The organism is Microbispora sp. KK1-11 (assembly GCF_006874435.1).
In the GTDB taxonomy this organism is placed as follows: domain Bacteria; phylum Actinomycetota; class Actinomycetes; order Streptosporangiales; family Streptosporangiaceae; genus Microbispora; species Microbispora catharanthi.
In genome coordinates this window covers 26,369-44,335 of record NZ_VIRJ01000035.1, presented here as the reverse complement: position 1 = coordinate 44,335, position 17,967 = coordinate 26,369, and the positions used below count along the sequence as shown (strand labels likewise).

Genomic DNA, 17,967 nt, shown 5'->3' with positions numbered 1-17,967 from the left:
GCGATCCGCGGCGATGGCCGCGGCTCGCCCATCCGCTACATTTCGCTCTGCTGTCGCAAGAACGGACTCCCCATGAACGTCGTCCTGTGGGTCATCGCCGGCCTGCTCACCCTCGCCTTCCTCGTCGCCGGGGTGATGAAGCTCGCCCAGCCGAAGGACCGGCTGGCCCTGTCCGGCATGGCCTGGACCGAGGACTTCCCCGCGGGCGCGGTCAAGGGCCTCGGCGCTCTCGAGGTGCTGATCGCCTTCGGCCTCGTCCTGCCCGCCGTCACGGGCATCGCCCCGGTGCTGACGCCGCTCGCCGCGCTCGGCATCGCCCTGCTCATGGCCGGAGCGGTCGTCGTCCACGTCCGTCGCGCGGAATCCCAGGTCATCGTCGTCAACCTGGTGATCCTGGTGCTGGCCGCCGCGGTCGCCTGGGGCCGCTTCGGCCCGTACGCCTTCTAACCCCTGCTTCCTGACCCGTGCTTCCTAGCCCCTGCTTCGCGACCCGAAGGTTCTGCGCAGCAGGGCGCCCGACAGGAGGCGGAGGGCGAAGGGGAGGTCGTCGACCAAGTAGCGGCGGGCGAGCCGCTGGGGCTCGCTGATCAGGCGGAACAGCCATTCGAGCCCGTGGTCGCCCATCCAGCCCGGGGCCCGGCGCACCGAACCTGCGGCGAACGCGATGGCCGCACCGCACCCCACGAACCAGGCGCCCGGCAGGTCGGCCCGCAGCTCCGCGACGAGCCGGTCCTGCCGGGGGAACCCGAGACCCACGAAGACCAGGGATGGCCGCGCGGCGACGAGCCGCCCCCGCACCTCCGCCAGCGCCGCCGGGCTGGACTCGAACCCGTACGGCGGCGCATGGACGCCCGCCACGACCAGACCCGGATGCCGCCCGCACAGCGCGTCCCGCGCCGCCTCGGCGACGCCGGGCGGTCCCCCGATCAGGTAGACGGGCAGGCCGCGGGCCGCGGCCGCCCCGGTCAGCGACCAGATCAGGTCGGCTCCCGTCACCCGTTCCGGCAGCGGACGCCCGAGCAGGCGCGACGCCCAGACCAGCGGCATGCCGTCGGCCACGGCGAGTTCGACCGCGTCGATCAGCGCGCGCAGGGAGGGGTCGCGGGCGGCGGCACGGCAGATGTCGACGTTCGGCGTGACGACGTGTCCGCCCGTGCCACGCTCCAGCGCGGCCATCACCCGCGCGACCACCTGTGCCTCGGTGAGCCGGTCGAGCAGCACTCCGCCCACCCGAACCCTGTCCCTCCGAGCCCTGTCCACGCGAACCCTGTCCACGCGAGCCCTGCCCGCCCGCGCCAGGGCCGCCTGTGCCGCGGCCACCTGGGTTCCGGCCGCCTCGGACCACAGCCACACCGGCGTCGCCGGGTTCACGGCCGCCGTACGCGCCGGCGAGGGCTCGGCCATCAGATGCCGTGGCCGTGACGGTGGAGGGCGTGCAGCACGGCGCGCGGGCTGACCAGCCCTCCGGCGACCGCCAGCGCCACCGCTGCCCTCGGCTCACCCGGCCTGGCGGAGAAGGCGCGCAGCGACCAGCGGGCGGCCTCGCGCCGCCGGCCGAGGGCCGCGTGGCAGAAGGCGAGCTGCCCGTAGACACGGGCCGCGCCCCGCGGTTCCGCCGCCAGCCCGGGATGCCGGGCGAGCATCCACTCCAGCCCCGCGATCCGGTCGGCCCAGCGTCCCACGTAGTGCGAAGAGCCCCAGCGCACCCGCACGAGCGGCCGGTCGACGTGGACGATCGGATGCCGCCAGGCGGCCCGCAGCGCGAGGTCCCAGTCCTCGTTCTGACCGGACGGCGCGCTCTCGTCCACCCATGTCCAGCCCCGGCGGAACAGGAACGTCGAGGAATGCACCATCATCATGCGCGAGCGGGTGAGGTGCCGATGGGTCACCCGGCCGGTGCCGGCCAGCCGCGGCACCCTGCGGTCGCCGTACTCGACCTCGACGGCGCAACTCGCGAAGCCGGCGTCGGGCTCCTCCACCAGCGCGGCGATCTGGGCGGCCAGCTTGCCGGGCAGCCAGAGGTCGTCGTCGTCGCAGAAGGCGACGAAGTCCGTGCCGAGCACCGAGATCCCGGTGTTGCGCGCGCCCGGCAGGCCGGCGGCCCGCCGGTTGCCCAGCACGCGGACGCTCCGGACCGCTCCCCCGGCCGCCGATCCGGCCTCCGAATCGGCAAGGCCAGACACCTGCTGGGCGACGAGGGAGGCGGGCACACCGTCGGCCACGACCACCACCTCGACGGGGCCGGCGTACTCCTGGGCGAGCACTCCGGTCAGCGCGGCCCGCAGCGGGCCGGGCCGGTCGCCCCGCGTGGGGACGACCACGCCGACGGACGGCCTCATCGCCGGGTTCCCGGGCGGTAGGCGAGGCGATAGCCGTAGAAGAGAAGAAGGGGGAGGGTGATCGCGGTGACCAGCCACCGCTGGGGCCGGGGCAGGGGCGCCGGACGGTGGCGTATCTCGATCGGCCCCACCGAGAAACGCATCGGGTTGCCGGAGACGGTGTGCGCGACGCCGAGCAGCGCGTGGCGGTCGTCCAGGAAGGCGAGCCCGCCGGTGGGAAGCCCGAGCCGCGCGGCCAGGCGCCCCAGGGTCGCGTGCGGATCGCGCACCAGGTCCTCGTGACGCACCCGGACGACCTCCACGCCCTTGCGGCGCAGCACTTCGAAGGCCAGGTTCTGGGCCAGCCAGTGGACGGCGGTGCGCGCGGGCGTCCAGCGGGTCATCGGCCGCCCGTCCTCGGGCCTGCGCACCCTGCGCCGCCACGACGCGGCCACCGCCCGCGGATCGCGCACCACGTGCACGACCCGCATATCCATGATCGCCGCCAGGCAGTACGCCAGGGAGGCGTGCTTGCTGGAGTCGACGACGACCCGGGCGTCGGCCACCTCCGCCGCCGCCGCGTAGATGCGCGCGTACGACCGGACGTACTCGGCCAGTTCGGCCTCACGTGTCGCGAGCCCGAGGGCGAGGACGGGCACGCGGCGGGTCCGGTCGACGCGGGCGCGCAGGCCGGGCAGCCACCCTGCCTGGCTCTGCCGCCACTGTCCGAACGCGCGGGCGCCCACCTTCGTCCAGAACGGGCACTGGGAGAACCGCTGCCCGCAGCCGCACGGCTCGTCGGCGCGTACGCCGCGGTCCCACAGGTGGACGACCTCGCCGAGCGGCGCCACGCCGGGCACCTCGCCGAGGAGGCGTTCGAGCAGGGTGCTACCGCTGCGTCCCAGGCCGCCCACGAAGATCACCGGCTGAGCGTCGGCCACGTGTCCTCCACGGATGGATGCGAAACGTGACGACCCTAGCGCGGAGCGTAATGCGACGGCCTCCAATCGCCAAAGGATCTACGAGCCCGCCTGCGGCAGAACGGGACGGCCGGGGGCGGGTGAAGCCTCAGGAGGAGCGCAGCTCGACGCAGCACTCCCCCGCGGTCGGCCCACGGTCTCCACGGGGGCCTGCAGGGCGGGCACGGGCAGCGCCGCCCCATGAGCTGGAGCGCTGCCTTGTGCCTCGCCCTCGCAGGCCGCCTGAGCGGGACCTCCCAGGTCCTTGCGGAAGCCCCGGTCAGCGGGCGTCGACGATCATCCCGGCGCCGACGGTGCCGTTGGTGGCCTCGTCGATCAGGATGAAGCCGCCGGTGAGGCGGTTGCGGGCGTAGTCGTCCACGAACAACGGCTGGGTCGTCCGCAGTGACACCCGGCCGATCTCGTTCAGGCCGAGAGCGGTGGCCGACTCGTCCCGGTGCAGGGTGTTGACGTCGAGCCGGTAGTGCAGGTCCCGCACGAGGGCCCGGGCCGTACGGGTGGTGTGCTTGATGATCAGCTTGGAGCGCGGCTGGAGCTTCAGGCCGTCGGCCATCCAGCAGATCATCGCGTCGATCTCCTGGGCGGCCTGCGGCTGGTTGTTCGGCCGGCAGATCATGTCGCCCCGGGAGATGTCGATGTCGTCGCCCAGGCGCAGCGTGACCGACATCGGCGCGAACGCCTCCTCCACCGGGCCGTCGAAGGTGTCGATCCCGGTGATCGTCGTGGTCAGGCCGGAGGGCAGGTGCAGCACCTCGTCGCCCGGCTTGAGCACGCCGCCCGCGACCTGCCCGGCGTATCCCCGGTAGTCGTGCAGCTCCTGGCTGGTCGCGCTGTGCGGGCGGATGACGTACTGCACAGGGAAGCGCACGTCGACCAGGTTGCGGTCGGAGGCGATGTGCACGTTCTCCAGGTGGTGCAGCAGCGAGGAGCCCTCGTACCACGGCATGTTCTCGGAACGGGAGACCACGTTGTCGCCGTGCAGCGCCGAGATCGGGATGAACGTGAGGTCGGACGCGTTCAGCTTGCTGGCGAACGCGGTGAACTCCTCGCGGATCTCCTCGAACCGGGCCTCGGAGTAGTCGACGAGGTCCATCTTGTTGACCGCGAGCACCAGGTGCGGCACCCGCAGCAGCGTGGTCAGGAAGGCGTGCCGCCGCGACTGCTCCAGCACGCCCTTGCGCGCGTCGATCAGGATGATCGCCAGGTCGGCCGTGGAGGCGCCGGTGACCATGTTCCGGGTGTACTGGATGTGCCCGGGGGTGTCGGCGATGATGAACTTCCGCTTGGGCGTGGCGAAGTAGCGGTAGGCCACGTCGATCGTGATGCCCTGCTCGCGCTCGGCCCGCAGGCCGTCGGTGAGCAGCGACAGGTCGGTGTACTCCGTGCCCCGGTCGCGGGAGGTGCGCTCGACCGCTTCGAGCTGGTCTTCGAAGATCGCCTTGGAGTCGAACAGCAGCCGCCCGATCAGCGTCGACTTGCCGTCGTCGACGCTGCCCGCCGTCGCGAAACGAAGGATGTCCATCAGAAGTAGCCTTCCTTCTTGCGATCTTCCATGGCGGCCTCGGAGGCCCGGTCGTCGGCGCGGGTGGCGCCGCGCTCGGTGATCCGGGTGGCGGCGATCTCGTCGATGATCTGGTCGATCGTGGTGGCGGTCGAGGCGACCGCGCCGGTGCAGGTCATGTCGCCGACCGTGCGGTAGCGGACGACGGCCTCGAACGTCGGCTCGTCGTCGCCCCGCTGGACCACCTCGGAGTCGGCCAGCAGCATGCCGTCGCGCTCGAAGACCGTCCGGCTGTGGGAGAAGTAGATCGACGGGATCTCGATGCCCTCACGCCGGATGTAGTGCCACACGTCCAGCTCGGTCCAGTTCGACAGCGGGAACACGCGGATGTGCTCGCCCCTGCTGATCTTGGTGTTGTAGAGGTTCCAGAGCTCGGGGCGCTGGTTCTTCGGGTCCCACTGGCCGAACTCGTCGCGGAAGGAGAACACCCGCTCCTTGGCCCGGGCCTTCTCCTCGTCGCGCCGGGCCCCGCCGAACACCGCGTCGAACTCGTGCTCCTCGATGGCGTCCAGCAGCGTCGTGGTCTGCAGCCGGTTGCGGGAGGCCCGCCGCCCGGTCTGCTCGACCACCCGCCCGGCGTCGATCGACGCCTGGACCGACGCGACCACCAGCCGCGCGCCCAGCTCGGCGACCCGCCGGTCGCGGAACTCGATGACCTCCGGGAAGTTGTGCCCGGTGTCGACGTGCATCAAGGGGAAGGGGATCGGCGCCGGCCAGAAGGCCTTCTCGGCGACCCGCAGCATGACGATCGAGTCCTTGCCGCCGGAGAAGAGCAGACACGGGCGCTCGAACTCGGCCGCGACCTCACGCATGATGTGGATCGCCTCGGCCTCGAGCACGTCGAGCTGCGACGTGGTGTAGTCACGCTGAAGCATGGGGACTTCCTTTACGGAGTCTGGCGATGCAGGTCACGGATTCCGGCGAGCAACGTTGGCGCCAGATCCGGTAGGGAGACCAGGATATCCGGCAGCCAGGGGTCCCCCTGGTTGTAGGTCAGGGGTGAGCCGTCGATCCTGCTCGCGTGGGCCCCCGCCGCGACCGCCACCGCGACCGGCGCGGCCGAGTCCCACTCGTACTGGCCCCCGGCGTGCACGTACGCCTCGACCTCTCCGGTGAGGACCGCGGCGATCTTGGCACCGGCCGAGCCGATGGGGACGAGTTCCCCGCCGTGGCGGGCGGCCAGCTCACGGACGAACTCGGGCGGACGGGTGCGGCTGACCGCGATGCGGAACGGCTCGCGCACCTTCTCCGGCAGCTCGGGCGGCGCCGTCGTCGTCAGCGTGCGCCCCTGGGCGGGCAGGGCGACCGCTCCGGCGGTGAGGGCGCCGCGTTCCCACAGGGCCACGTGGACGGCCCAGTCGGCGCGTCCCTGCTCGGAGAACTCACGGGTGCCGTCGAGGGGGTCGACGATCCAGACGCGCTCGGCCGACAGCCGCCGGGGGTCCATCCGCTCCTCGCGGGTCGCCTCCTCCGACAGCACGGCGTCGTCCGGCCGCAGCCGCCTCAGGGCGTCCATGAGGAACTCGTGGGACGCACGGTCCCCGGCGTCCTTCAGCGCCCGGCCGTCCTCGAACCCGAGACGGGCGCGCAGCTCCAGGAGCCGCTCCCCCGCCTCCGTCGCCAGCTCACCGGCGAGGGAATGGTCGTCCCGCATCGTCATTTCTCAGTACGCTCCCGCCCCGCGTGCGACCGCAGACCACGTCTTCCATAAGATCTGCAGATCCAGCATGAGAGACCAGTTCTCGACATAACGCAGGTCCAACCGTACCGATTCCTCCCAGGAGAGGTCAGACCGGCCGTTAACCTGCCAGAGCCCGGTCAGCCCGGGCCGGACCACGAGCCTGCGGCGCACGTCGTCGCCATACCTCGCGACCTCCTCGGGCAGCGGCGGGCGCGGCCCGACGAGCGACATGTCACCCCGCAGCACGTTGATGAGCTGCGGCAGCTCGTCGAGCGAGTAACGCCGTAGCGCGGCGCCGAGCGGAGTCACCCGCGGATCCCTGCGCACCTTGAACAGCACGCCGTCGACGTCGCTGACCAGCTCGATCTTGCGGGCCTCCGCGTCCCGCCGCATCGTGCGGAACTTCAGGATCGTGAACTCCACGCCGTCCCTGCCGACCCGCCGCTGACGGAACAGGACGGGCCCCGGGCCTGTCGCCCGCACGGCCACGGCGACGACGGCCAGCAGCGGGGCGAGCACGACCAGCGCGGCGGCGGCGACCAGCCGGTCGAACACGCCCTTGACCAGCCGGCGCCCTCCCGCCAGCTCGGGATGCTCCACATGCAGCAGCGGGAGCCCGGCGACGGGACGGATCGCGATCCGCGGGCCGGCCACCTCCATCAGCGCGGGCGCCACCACGAGGTCGGTGCGCGTCCGCTCCAGCCGCCAGGCCAGCCTGCGCAGCGCCGTGCCGTCGAGCTCGGGGCAGGCGAGCACCGCCACCGTGTCCGCCCGGACCTGCTCGACCACCAGCGGCACGTCGGTGAAGTCGCCCAGCACCGGCACGTCCGCGACCCGGCCGGCGGCGCCGGCGGGCACGCACGCGGCCACCACCTCCATCCCGTGGTAGCGCTCCCTACGGAAGGTGCCGACCAGCTCGGCGATCGCCGCCCGGTGGCCCACCACCACGACCCTGCGCATGCAGCCCTCGCCCCTGGCGCGCCTGCGGTGCAGCCGCCGCCGCAGGCCGTACCTCGCCCCGAGGGTGAGCACGGTGGCGAGCGGCAGCGCGATCAGCACGTAGCCGCGGGCGATCTCGGTCTTCGACGCGTACGCCGCGATCGCGACACCGGCGATCAACGTGAAGCCGCCCCGCGCGACCCGGCGGAACTCCTCGGCCCCCACGCCGATCAAGCGCGGCTCGTACGCCCGGCTCAGAACCAGGATCACCGCCCAGACGGCGGGCAGCGCGGCGCTCGCGATCACATAGGGCATCACGTACGGAGTAACCTCGCCGAACCGGATCACCACGGCGGTGACCCCCGCGAGAAGGGCGCCCACGATGTCGCAGACGGCCGCGGTGAGCCGATATCGGACGGCCCACTCGGGAGGCCGCGGCATCGGATGGGCGGGCGAGTCCCGGGACGTGCCGACGGCGACCGAGGACGTGTCACCGTCCAGCACCATCGCCCCCCGTAATCCTGTCAATACCGACGGTGATGAAATGCTAGCGGCCTCACCCCGGAGTCTCAGGGAGATTCGTTGAAAGCCGAAACGTACATATCGGTTGATGTCGAGGCGGACGGCCCGATTCCGGGGCCGTACTCGATGGTCAGCTTCGGCATGACCGTGGCCGGCCGCATGACCGGGCGGCGGTTCGAGCGGACCGACCCGGAGTCCCTGACGTTCTACGCGGAGTTACGGCCGATCAGCGACGACTGGGTGGCGGAGGCGCTGGCGGTGAGCGGCCTCGACCGGGCGACGCTGCTGCGTGAGGGACGCGACCCGGCCGAGGCGATGACGGAGGCGGCGGCCTGGGTGCGCGAGGTGTGCGGCGACGACCTGCCGGTGCTCGCGGCCTTCCCGCTGTCGTACGACTGGATGTGGATGTACTGGTACTTCCTCCGCTTCACCGGACAGTCGCCCTTCGGCCACTCCCGGTGCATCGACATCAAGACGCTGTACGCCGCCAAGGCCGTGGTGCCGGTGGCCTGGGCGACCAAGCGCCAGATGCCGCGCGAGGTGCGGGCGCGGCGCCCGCACACCCACAACGCGCTCGACGACGCCATCGAGCAGGCGGAGCTGTTGCAGAACCTCATGCTGTGGCCGGGCGCCGCCCGCGAGCGCGATGCGAGCGGCGTCGGCGGCGCGGCCTCGCCGGATCTCAGCGGGGAGGCTTCGCCGGATTGAGGTCGGCGGCGTGGAAGCGGTTCTGCGTCGCCTCCAGACCGGCGGTCATCAGCGACTCCACCATGTCGGCCGCCCGGTCCACGAGGAACGGCAGGTCCTTGCGCTCGGCCGTGGCGAAGTCGCGCAGCACGAACGTCGCCGGGTCCATGCGGCCCGGCGGGCGGCCGATGCCGAACCTGATCCGCGGGTAGTCGCGCGTGCCGAGCGACTTCGTGATCGACTTCAGGCCGTTGTGGCCGTTGTCCCCGCCGCCCGTCTTCGCGCGCAGCGCGCCGTACGGGATGTCCAGCTCGTCGTGGACCACGATCACCCGGTCGGGGGTGACCTTGTAGAAGTCGGCCAGCGCCTTGACCGGGCCGCCCGACAGGTTCATGAACGACAGCGGCTTGGCCAGCACGACCGGGAGCGCGGCCAGGCGGCCCTCGACCACCTCGGCCCGCGACCTGTGCGCCTTGAACCGCCCGCCCACCCGGGCCGCCAGCTCGTCGAGCACCATGAAGCCCACGTTGTGCCGGTTACCGGCGTACTCCGGACCGGGGTTGCCCAAGCCCGCCACCAGCCACCGCTGCGCGGACGTGTCGGACATCGCTGTCTCCTCCGCTGTCTTTCCCCACATGGAAGAGTCCTCCACAGGACACCCTGTGGAGGACTCTCTCACGAACAGGTCCTACTCGGCGGCCTCGGCGCTCTCGCCCTCGGCGGCCTCGCCCTCCTCGGGCAGCTCGGCGACCGGGGCGCCGATCACCTGCAGCACCAGCGCCTCGGGGTCGCCGGCGAGCGTCGTGCCGTTCGGCAGCTTCAGGTCGCTCGCGTGCACCGCGAAGCCGGCGTCCTTGCCGTCCACGTCCACCTCGACGCCGGTCGGGATGTGGGTCGCCTCGGTCTCGACCGAGATCGTGACGAGCTGCTGCTCGACGATGGCGCTGCCGATCGGGTCGCCGGCGACGGTGACCGGGATCTCGACGGTGACCTTCTCGCCACGCTTGACCAGCAGCAGGTCGACGTGCTCAAGGAAGCCCTTGATCGGGTCGCGCTGGACGCCCTTGGGCAGCGCGATCTCGTCCACGCCCTCGCCGTGCAGGCGGATGAGCACGTTGGGCGTGCGCAGCGCGAGCAGCAGTTCGTGGCCGGGGAGGGTCAGGTGCTTGGGGTCGGTGCCGTGGCCGTAGAGGACGGCGGGGACCTTGTTCGCCCGGCGGATCTTGCGGGCGGCGCCCTTGCCGAACTCGTTGCGAAGCTCGGCGGCGATACGTACTTCGGACACGGCACATCTCCTAGGGATGACTCGGTCGGCGGATTGACGCGCTCCCCCTCACCCGCCCTAGCGGAAGGCGTTACGAGCGCAACCCCACCACCCTACCGTGCCTCCTGCCGGAGGCATGCCACGAGCGCTTCCCGGCGTCGCCCGGCGGGGCGCTTACATCCGCTGGTCGTCACCGGAGGCGGCCAGTCCGCCATCGGTCACGAACGTCACCAAATTTCTCCATTGAATGGAAGTTTCCCCATCATGTAGGTTTTTGCCGTGGAGGAGTCGCGACGTGCACGGAAGAAGCGGCTGACCAGGCAGCGGATCATCTCGGCGGCGATCCGGCTGTTCGAGCAGCAGGGGTACGACGAGACCACGGTGGCGGAGATCGCCGAGGCGGCGGATGTCGATACCAAGACGTTCTTCAACTACTTCCGCACCAAGGCTGAGGTGCTGTTCAACGAGCTCGACCTGGAGCTCGACGTACTGCTCGCCGCGATCGCGGGCCGCCGGCCCGAGGAAAGCCCCGGTCAGGTGTTGCGGAGGGCGGTGCAGGAGTACGCCACCCACCGCCGGCCCAACGTTCCCCGCAGGGAGCCCGCAGAGCTGTCGGCGGCGGCCCGGCTGGCCCTGACGACGCCGACGCTGCAGGCCAAGGGGCTGCATCTCCTGCTGGACATGCAGCAGCGGATCGCGGCCGAGTTGTTGAAGGCGTTCCCGGGCGCGCTGGATCCGGTCACCGCGGCGGCGATGACCGGAGCCGTGCTCGGCGCCATCCAGCAGGCCAGTGTGACGAGCGCGCAGCTCGGCCGGTCGCAGGACCAGTTGTGGGAGGCCGCCGCACACGCCCTCGACGTCGCCACGTACGGCCTGCTCTCGGCACCACAACGATTCGACGGGCAGTAACGAGACCGGGGAAGGATCTGAGCAGCATGAGGGAAAGTCGCCGACAGCTCGCCCGCGACGCGCGGCGGGCAGTGCGGGAAGCGCCCGAAGGAATCGCCCGAAGACAGCGTGCCCGCCTGGCCGATCTGGTGGCTTACGCACGCGCGAACTCGCCGTACTACCGGGAGCTGTATCGGGAACTGCCGGAGCGGGTCGACGACCCGGCCTTGCTCCCGGTCACCGACAAAAAGAAGCTGATGGCCCGGTTCGACGACTGGGTCACCGACCGTGAGGTGACCCTGGAGAAGGTGGAGACCTTCGTGGCGGACCCCGGCCTCGTGGGACACCGGTTCCTGAACAGGTACCTCGTGGCCACCACCTCCGGTACCAGCGGCGTGCGCGGCCTCTTCCTACTGGACGAGCGGAGCACGAGCATGGAAACCGCCCTCGGGTCGCGGGCCGCCGGCATGGTGGGCGCCGGCGACGCGATCCGCATACTCGCCCGCGGCGGCCGGACGGCCATCGCCACCGCACCCGGCGGTCACTTCTACACCGTGGCTGGAACGGCCCGGTTCCAGCTGGACCACCCGCGGCTCGGCCGCAGGATGCGGGTCTTCTCCATCCGCCGGCCGGTGCCGGAACTTGTCGACGAGCTCAACCGGTTCAACCCCGCCGTCCTCAGCGGCTTCCTCGGCATGCTGACGGTACTGGCCGGTGAGCAGGAAGCCGGCCGCCTGCGTATCCGCCCCGCATTGGTCATCCCGGGCGGCGAGACGTTGACCATGGACCTCAGAAGGCGGCTCGCCGCCGTGTTCGGCGCCAAGGTCCGCGCCGCGTACGCCGCCACCGAGTGCGGCTTCCTCTCCGTCGGCTGCGCACACGGCTGGTATCACGTCAACAGTGACTGGGCCGTTCTGGAGCCCGTCGACGCCGACCACCGGCCGACTCCGCCAGGCGAACTGTCGCACACGGTCCTGCTCAGCAACCTCGCCAACCGGGTCCAGCCGTTCCTGCGCTACGACCTGGGCGACAGCGTCCTGCTGCGGCCCGACCCGTGCCCGTGCGGCAGCGTGTTCCCCGCCGTCAAGGTGCAGGGCCGCGCCGCCGACCTGCTCAGGTTTCCCACCGCCCACGGCGAGCCCGTCACCATGTCACCAATGCTCTTCGGTACCTTGCTGGACCGCCTCTCCGGCATCGGGCAGTTCCAACTCGTCCAGACCGCGCCCAGCACCCTGCGCGTGCGCCTGCGGCCCACAGACGGCGCCGACGCCGACCCGGTATGGCAGTCCGTACGCGGTGAGATCACCCGCCTGCTCACCGAGCACAGCGTCGCCGACATCACCCTCGAACGCGCCGGCGAACCGCCACAGCAGGAACCCGGCGGCAAGTTCCGCCGGGTCATCCCACTGACCGAGCCGTAAGGACTCCCTCACGATCCCCGAACACCGTGCGCGCCGCTCGCATGGTCGACGTCTCCCGCGGCGGTCCGGTGGCCGTTACACTGGCCGCGTGATTCGTACGTTGTGTCAGGGCTGGTGGCGCTCCACATAGGAGCGGCCATTACACACGCGTACGACCGGGCCGTTCGGATGGACGGCCCTTTTTCGTGCTCCCTGGACGAGGGGTCGCCGTCGGAACGGCGGACCACCTGCCAAGGGAGAACCACATGACCACGATCCTCGACACCACTGCGGACGACGACGAGCTCGGCGTACCGGCCGCCCGGCGCCGCAGCGCCGAGCTGGAGAGACAGATCCATGAGCGGCCCGGGCGGTTCCGGGCGCTGACCGGGGACCGCCCGACCGGCCGGCTGCATCTGGGGCACTATTTCGGCACCCTGCACAACCGCGTCCGCCTCCAGGACCTGGGCGTGGACATGATGGTGCTGATCGCGGACTACCAGGTCCTGACCGACCGCGACGTCGCCGACCGGCTCGCGGAGCACGTGGAGGACCTGGTGCTCGACTACCTGGCCGTGGGCATCGACCCGGACCGGGCCACCGTCTTCACGCACAGCGCGGTCCCCGCGCTGAACCAGCTGCTGCTGCCGTTCCTCAGCCTGGTCTCGGTCTCCGAGCTGGGCCGCAACCCCACGGTCAAGGACGAGATCGCCCACTCGAGTCAGTCGGCGGTCAGCGGGCTGATGTTCACCTATCCGGTCCACCAGGCCGCCGACATCCTGTTCTGCAAGGCCGGCCTCGTCCCGGTCGGGCAGGACCAGCTGCCTCATCTGGAGGTCGCCCGCACCGTCGCACGCCGCTTCAACAGCCGCTACGGTCCGGTGTTCCCCGAGCCGGAGGCTCTGCTGTCCGCGGCCCCGCTGCTGCTCGGCACCGACGGAGGCAAGATGAGCAAGAGCCGGGGCAACGCCATCGCCCTGGCCGCGACCGCCGACGAGACCGCCCGGATGATCCGCGGCGCCAAGACCGACGCGGACCGCCACATCACGTACGACCCGGTGGCCCGGCCCGAGGTCTCCAGCCTGGTCCTTCTGGCCGCGCTGTGCCTGGACCGCGACCCACGCGAGGTGGCCGAGGAGATCGGCGGCCGGGGAGCGGCCGCGCTGAAGGCCGTCGTCACCGACGCGGTCAACGACCACTTCGCGCCCATCCGGGCGCGGCGCGCCGAGCTGGCCCTGGACCGCGCCCACGTCCGCCGGGTGCTTCGCGACGGCAACGAGTGGGCCAACGCCATCGCCGACGACACCCTCAAGGAGGTGCGGGAGGCGATGAAGGCCCTCTACTGAAGGACGCGCGCGGGCCCCCGGACGGCCGTCCGGCCAGACCGGGGGCCCGCGCCGCTCAGCTGTCGCCCTCGAAGAGGCTGGTGACGGAGCCGTCGGTGAAGACCTCGGTGATCGCGCGGGCGATCAGCGGGGCGATCGACAGGACCGTGAGGCTGTCGAACCTCTTCTCCTCCGGGATGGGCAGCGTGTTGGTCACGACCACCTCGGAGATGCGGGAGTTCTTCAGACGATCCACGGCCGGGTCGGAGAAGATGGCGTGCGTGGCGGCCACGATGACGTCGGTCGCGCCGTGCTCGTACAGCGCGTCGGCCGCCTTGCAGATCGAGCCGCCCGTGTCGATCATGTCGTCGATCAGCACGCAGGTCCTGCCGCGCACCTTGCCGACCACCTCGTGCACCTTCACCTGGTTGGCCACGTCGAGGTCGCGCCGCTTGTGGATGAACGCCACCGGCGTGCCCAGGCTGTCGGACCAGCGCTCGGCCAGCCGTACGCGGCCGGTGTCGGGGGAGACGATCGTGGTGGTCTCCGGGTCGAGCTTGCCGCGTAGGTAGTTGATCAATACCGGCAGCGCGAACAGGTGGTCCACAGGACCGTCGAAGAAGCCCTGGATCTGCGAGGTGTGCAGGTCGATGGACATCATCCGGTCGGCGCCCGCCTGCTTGAACAGGTCGGCCATCAGCCTGGCGGTGATCGGCTCGCGGCCGCGGCCCTTCTTGTCCTGCCGGCTGTAGCCGTAGAACGGCATGATCACGGTGACCCGCTTGGCGGAGGCCCGCTTGAGGGCGTCCACCATGATCAGCTGCTCCATGATCCACTGGTTGATCGGCGCGGTGTGGCTCTGCATGACGAAGGCGTCGCAGCCGCGCACGGACTCCAGGTATCGCACGTAGATCTCGCCGTTGGCGAAGTCACGCAACGCCGTCGGCGTGATCTCGACGCCGAGGGCGTTCGCGACCTCGTCGGCCAGTTCGGGGTGGGACCGGCCGGAGAAGAACATGAGGTTCCGCTCACCGGTCGTCTTCTTGCCGCTCATGCCGCGCTCCTCGCGTGTCGAGCCTGTTCGCCGTACCGGACCTGGTATTTCTGAGGCCGGGCCGGCCGTAACGCCGTTCCCTCGCCTCGCCCGGGGCCCGAAAACCCCTTCGCCCGGTCGATGTGGTCGGTCACGGTGTCCTCCTGGCCTGGCCCTTCGGCGCTACGCGGTCAGACCGCGCCTCGTACTCTTACCTGTCCCCGTACGGCCCGCGGGGAGGCGGGCCGCAGGTGGTCCTAACCGCCGGCCCTGATCACCGGCCCTGATCAACGGCAGGGTCCCCGCCGTTCGCCGCGGCCGCGTCGCGGGCTTCGATCGCCCGCCGGGCCGCCTCCGCAGACTTGGTGCCGGCGCGGCGGCGCGTCACCCAGCCCTCGACGTTGCGCTGTTTGCCGCGGGCGACGGCCATCGCCCCGGGCGGCACGTCGGACGTGATCACGGATCCGGCGGCCGTGTACGCCCCGTCGCCGATCGTGACCGGGGCGACGAGCATGTTGTCGCTGCCCACGCGCACGTGGTCGCCCACGACCGTGTGATGCTTGGAGACGCCGTCGTAGTTGACGAAGACGCAGGCGGCGCCGATGTTCGAGCCGACCCCGATGGTCGCGTCGCCGACGTACGTCAGGTGCGGCACCTTGGAGCCCTCGCCGATCCGCGCGTTCTTGGTCTCGACGAACGCGCCGATCTTGCCCTTGACGCCGAGCACGGTGCCGGGACGCAGGTAGGCGAAGGGACCCACCGCGGCGCCGGGACCGATCTCCGCGCCGTCGGCGACGGTGTTGCGCACGACGGCCTCCTCGCCGACGACCGTGTCGGTCAGCGTGCTGCCCGGCCCGACCTCGGCTCCCGCCCCGATCCTGGTGGCGCCCTTGAGCTGGGTGGCGGGGTGGATCACGGCATCGGGCTCCATCTCGACCCCGGCGTCGACCCAGGTGCTGGCCGGGTCGACGACGGTCACCCCGGCGCGCATGTGCGCCTGCAGGATGCGGTCGTTGAGCACCCGCCGCACGAAGGCGAGCTGGACGCGGTCGTTGACGCCCTCGACCTCGGCGTGGTCGGCGGCCACGTGCGCGCCCACCCGGTGGCCGTCCTCGCGGAGGATGGCCAGCACGTCGGTCAGGTACTCCTCGCCCTGCGCGTTGGCGGCGCCGATCCGCTTCAGGCCGTCGGCCAGGAGCGCGCCGTCGAAGGCGTACACACCCGAGTTCATCTCGGCGATCGCACGCTGCTCCGGGGTCGCGTCCTTCTCCTCGACGATCTCCAGCACCGCGCCGTCCTCGGCACGCACGATCCGGCCGTAGCCGGTCGGGTCGGGGACGACGGCGGTCAGCACCGTGACGGCGTTGCCGTCGGCGGCGTGCCGTTCGAGCAGGGCCGCCAGGGTCTCGGTGCGCAGCAGCGGCGTGTCGCCGTACGTCACCAGGACGGTGCCGTCGATCGGGCCCTCGGCTTCGAGCGCGGTGCGCACGGCGTGGCCGGTGCCGTTCTGCTTGTCCTGGACGACCGTGCGGGCGTCCGCGGAGGTCGTCGCGAGATGGGCGCCGACCTGCTCGCGCGCGTGCCCGATGACCACGATGAGCCGCTCGGGCGACAGGCCGCGCGCGGCGGCGAGCATGTGGTCGACGAGCGCTCGGCCGCAGACCTCGTGCAGGACCTTGGGGGTTTTCGATTTCATCCGGGTGCCCTCGCCGGCGGCGAGGACGATCACGGCTGCCGGGCGCGGCACACTCACGGACTGAGGCTCCCTCGGCGTCGCGGCTTACTACACGAATCGTGACTGTACAAATCGGGTGCGGCTTCCCACGCGTCCACTACCCAGGAACCGCACGGTCACCCGCTCGACAAGGTGAGCTTACCTGCCGTACCCCGGGAGGGAACCAGCGCCCCTGGGGCTCGAACGGCCGAATGAACAGGCTCCCGGGGGAGGATTCGAACCTCCGTTGACAGAACCAAAATCTGTAGTCTTGCCCCTAGACGACCCGGGAAGGGCACGAAGTGCCGTTTTGCCGGATTCCGGCAGCCGCCGGAATCCGCACTCAGGATACAGAGCCGTCCCCCTGACGCGCGCCCCCAAAATTCAGCGCCCTCGGCCCGGCCCGCTCCGTACGACCGCTCCGGCCGGCCCCGCACCGGAACCGGGGCCCCGCGTTCCCCGTCACACACGGAAGCCGCGGAGCCGGCCGGGCCGGGAATCATCGAAGGAGGCGGAAGAACGCCCGGATGTCCTCGACGAGCAGGTCGGGCGCCTCCATGGCGGCGAAGTGGCCGCCGCGGTCGAACTCCGACCAGTGCACGACGTTGTGTTCGCGCTCGGCGATCCGCCGGACCCCGGCGTCGCCGGGGAAGACGGCGACGCCGTGCGGCAGCGCCGAGTATTCGGCCACCGCTCCCCAGCCCTTCTGCCCTTCCTTGTACAGACGGGCGGCCGAGGCGGCGGTCTCCGTGAACCAGTAGATGCTCACGTCGGTGAGCATCTGGTCGAGGTCCACCGCGTCCTCGGGCAGTTCGTGGTGCGGGTCGGTCCACTCCTTGAACTTCTCCACGATCCACGCCAGCTGCGCCGCGGGCGAGTCGTGCAGCCCGAACGCGAGGGTCTGCGGCCGGGTCGCCTGGATGATCGCGTAGCCGGCCCGGTCCTGGTCCTGGTATTGGCCGAGACGGGCGAGCTCGGCGTGGGTGAGCCCCTCGAACTCGGCCGGGTCGCCGGTCGGGAACCCGAGCGCGCCGTTGACGTGCACGCCGACGACGTTCTGAGGCGCGGTGCGGCCGAGCATCGGCGAGATGACCGAACCGCTGTCACCGCCCTGTGCGCCGTATCGCCGGTAGCCGAGCCGGTCCATCAACTCCGCCCACGCGCGCGCGACCCGCTCCAGGTCCCAGCCGGTCTCGGTGGTGGGACCGGAGAAGCCGAACCCGGGGATCGACGGGGCCACGACGTGGAAGGCGTCGGACGGGTCGCCGCCGTGTGCCGCCGGGTCGGCGAGCGGGCCGATGACCTTCAGGAACTCGGCGACCGAGCCCGGCCAGCCATGCGTGACGATCAGCGGCAGCGCGTCGGGTTCGGGCGAGCGGACGTGCAGGAAGTGGACGTCCTGCCCGTCGATCCGGGTCGTGAACTGCGGATGCGCGTTCAGCCGCGCCTCGGCGGCACGCCAGTCGAAACCGGTGCGCCAATACTCGGCCAGCTTCTTCGCGTAGCCGACCGGAACGCCGTAGGACCAGCCCACTCCGTGCAGCTCGTCCGGCCAGCGGGTCGCCGCCAGCCGGCCGTGCAGGTCGTCCAGCTGCGCCTGCGGGATGTCGATCCGGAACGGGGTGATTCGCCTGTCGTCGTGGTTCATGTCGCCG

The 17,967-nt window shown here is 71.3% G+C and carries 17 protein-coding genes and 1 tRNA gene; 5 read left to right on the top strand and 13 right to left on the bottom strand.

The window, feature by feature from the left end; genetic code table 11:
- Positions 1-72 precede the first annotated feature (72 nt).
- Positions 73-447 (top strand): DoxX family protein, encoded by a 375-nt coding sequence (locus tag FLW16_RS35905; protein ID WP_142565063.1) that lies wholly within the window; start codon positions 73-75, stop codon positions 445-447.
- A gap of 24 nt (positions 448-471) precedes the next feature.
- On the opposite strand, the gene FLW16_RS35900 is transcribed toward FLW16_RS35905, so the two are convergent.
- The 7 genes from FLW16_RS35900 to FLW16_RS35870 all read right to left on the bottom strand — a co-directional run bounded on the left by FLW16_RS35900 (position 472) and on the right by FLW16_RS35870 (position 7,986).
- Positions 472-1,404: a WecB/TagA/CpsF family glycosyltransferase gene (locus FLW16_RS35900; RefSeq protein ID WP_142565062.1), complete on the bottom strand. Its 933-nt coding sequence runs from the start codon at positions 1,402-1,404 to the stop codon at positions 472-474.
- Complete coding sequence (locus FLW16_RS35895; RefSeq protein WP_142565060.1) at positions 1,404-2,339, bottom strand: glycosyltransferase family 2 protein; 936 nt, start codon at positions 2,337-2,339, stop codon at positions 1,404-1,406. Before FLW16_RS35895 ends, FLW16_RS35900 begins: the two co-directional genes overlap by 1 nt.
- Positions 2,336-3,259: a sulfotransferase gene (locus tag FLW16_RS35890; protein WP_260615957.1), complete on the bottom strand. Its 924-nt coding sequence runs from the start codon at positions 3,257-3,259 to the stop codon at positions 2,336-2,338. The genes FLW16_RS35895 and FLW16_RS35890 overlap by 4 nt, the downstream gene beginning before the upstream one ends.
- A gap of 298 nt (positions 3,260-3,557) precedes the next feature.
- A complete protein-coding gene (cysN, locus tag FLW16_RS35885) occupies positions 3,558-4,820 on the bottom strand; it encodes a sulfate adenylyltransferase subunit CysN (protein ID WP_139577274.1) in 1,263 nt (420 codons plus the stop codon).
- A complete protein-coding gene (gene cysD / locus FLW16_RS35880) occupies positions 4,820-5,734 on the bottom strand; it encodes a sulfate adenylyltransferase subunit CysD (RefSeq protein ID WP_142565059.1) in 915 nt (304 codons plus the stop codon). Before cysD ends, cysN begins: the two co-directional genes overlap by 1 nt.
- Positions 5,735-5,745: 11 nt before the next feature.
- Positions 5,746-6,519 (bottom strand): 3'(2'),5'-bisphosphate nucleotidase CysQ, encoded by a 774-nt coding sequence (locus tag FLW16_RS35875; protein WP_142565057.1) that lies wholly within the window; start codon positions 6,517-6,519, stop codon positions 5,746-5,748.
- Positions 6,520-6,522: 3 nt separating this feature from the next.
- Positions 6,523-7,986 (bottom strand): sugar transferase, encoded by a 1,464-nt coding sequence (locus tag FLW16_RS35870; RefSeq protein ID WP_260615955.1) that lies wholly within the window; start codon positions 7,984-7,986, stop codon positions 6,523-6,525.
- A 75-nt stretch (positions 7,987-8,061) separates the two neighbouring features.
- Here FLW16_RS35870 and FLW16_RS35865 point away from each other — a divergent pair, with 75 nt between their 5' ends.
- Entirely contained in the window at positions 8,062-8,709 is a 648-nt protein-coding gene (locus FLW16_RS35865; RefSeq protein ID WP_221891450.1) for an exonuclease, read from the top strand.
- Here FLW16_RS35865 and pth read toward each other — a convergent pair.
- On the bottom strand, positions 8,684-9,295 hold the full coding sequence (gene pth, locus FLW16_RS35860) for an aminoacyl-tRNA hydrolase (RefSeq protein ID WP_142565055.1): 612 nt from the start codon (positions 9,293-9,295) through the stop codon (positions 8,684-8,686). The two genes, FLW16_RS35865 and pth, sit on opposite strands and share 26 nt — an antisense overlap.
- Positions 9,296-9,376: 81 nt before the next feature.
- Positions 9,377-9,973 (bottom strand): 50S ribosomal protein L25/general stress protein Ctc, encoded by a 597-nt coding sequence (locus FLW16_RS35855; RefSeq protein ID WP_142565053.1) that lies wholly within the window; start codon positions 9,971-9,973, stop codon positions 9,377-9,379.
- A gap of 258 nt (positions 9,974-10,231) precedes the next feature.
- Here FLW16_RS35855 and FLW16_RS35850 point away from each other — a divergent pair, with 258 nt between their 5' ends.
- From FLW16_RS35850 to trpS, 3 genes are all read left to right on the top strand, one after another.
- Complete coding sequence (locus FLW16_RS35850; protein ID WP_221891449.1) at positions 10,232-10,861, top strand: TetR/AcrR family transcriptional regulator; 630 nt, start codon at positions 10,232-10,234, stop codon at positions 10,859-10,861.
- A gap of 128 nt (positions 10,862-10,989) precedes the next feature.
- The gene (locus FLW16_RS35845; protein WP_221891448.1) at positions 10,990-12,261 is read left to right on the top strand and encodes a hypothetical protein; all 1,272 of its coding nucleotides are present in this window, start codon (positions 10,990-10,992) and stop codon (positions 12,259-12,261) included.
- Between the two features lie 245 nt (positions 12,262-12,506).
- Entirely contained in the window at positions 12,507-13,586 is a 1,080-nt protein-coding gene (gene trpS / locus FLW16_RS35840) for a tryptophan--tRNA ligase (protein ID WP_142565049.1), read from the top strand.
- 55 nt (positions 13,587-13,641) lie between these two features.
- On the opposite strand, the gene FLW16_RS35835 is transcribed toward trpS, so the two are convergent.
- The 4 genes from FLW16_RS35835 to FLW16_RS35820 form a co-directional block, all read right to left on the bottom strand.
- Positions 13,642-14,619, bottom strand: a complete 978-nt coding sequence (locus FLW16_RS35835) for a ribose-phosphate diphosphokinase (protein ID WP_142565047.1) — start codon at positions 14,617-14,619, stop codon at positions 13,642-13,644.
- A gap of 253 nt (positions 14,620-14,872) precedes the next feature.
- Positions 14,873-16,351, bottom strand: coding sequence for a bifunctional UDP-N-acetylglucosamine diphosphorylase/glucosamine-1-phosphate N-acetyltransferase GlmU (glmU, locus tag FLW16_RS35830; protein WP_142565045.1), 1,479 nt, complete (start codon positions 16,349-16,351; stop codon positions 14,873-14,875).
- A 182-nt stretch (positions 16,352-16,533) separates the two neighbouring features.
- Positions 16,534-16,604 (bottom strand) — tRNA-Gln (locus FLW16_RS35825).
- Positions 16,605-16,811: 207 nt separating this feature from the next.
- Positions 16,812-17,960: an epoxide hydrolase family protein gene (locus FLW16_RS35820; protein ID WP_142565043.1), complete on the bottom strand. Its 1,149-nt coding sequence runs from the start codon at positions 17,958-17,960 to the stop codon at positions 16,812-16,814.
- Positions 17,961-17,967: the final 7 nt, after the last annotated feature.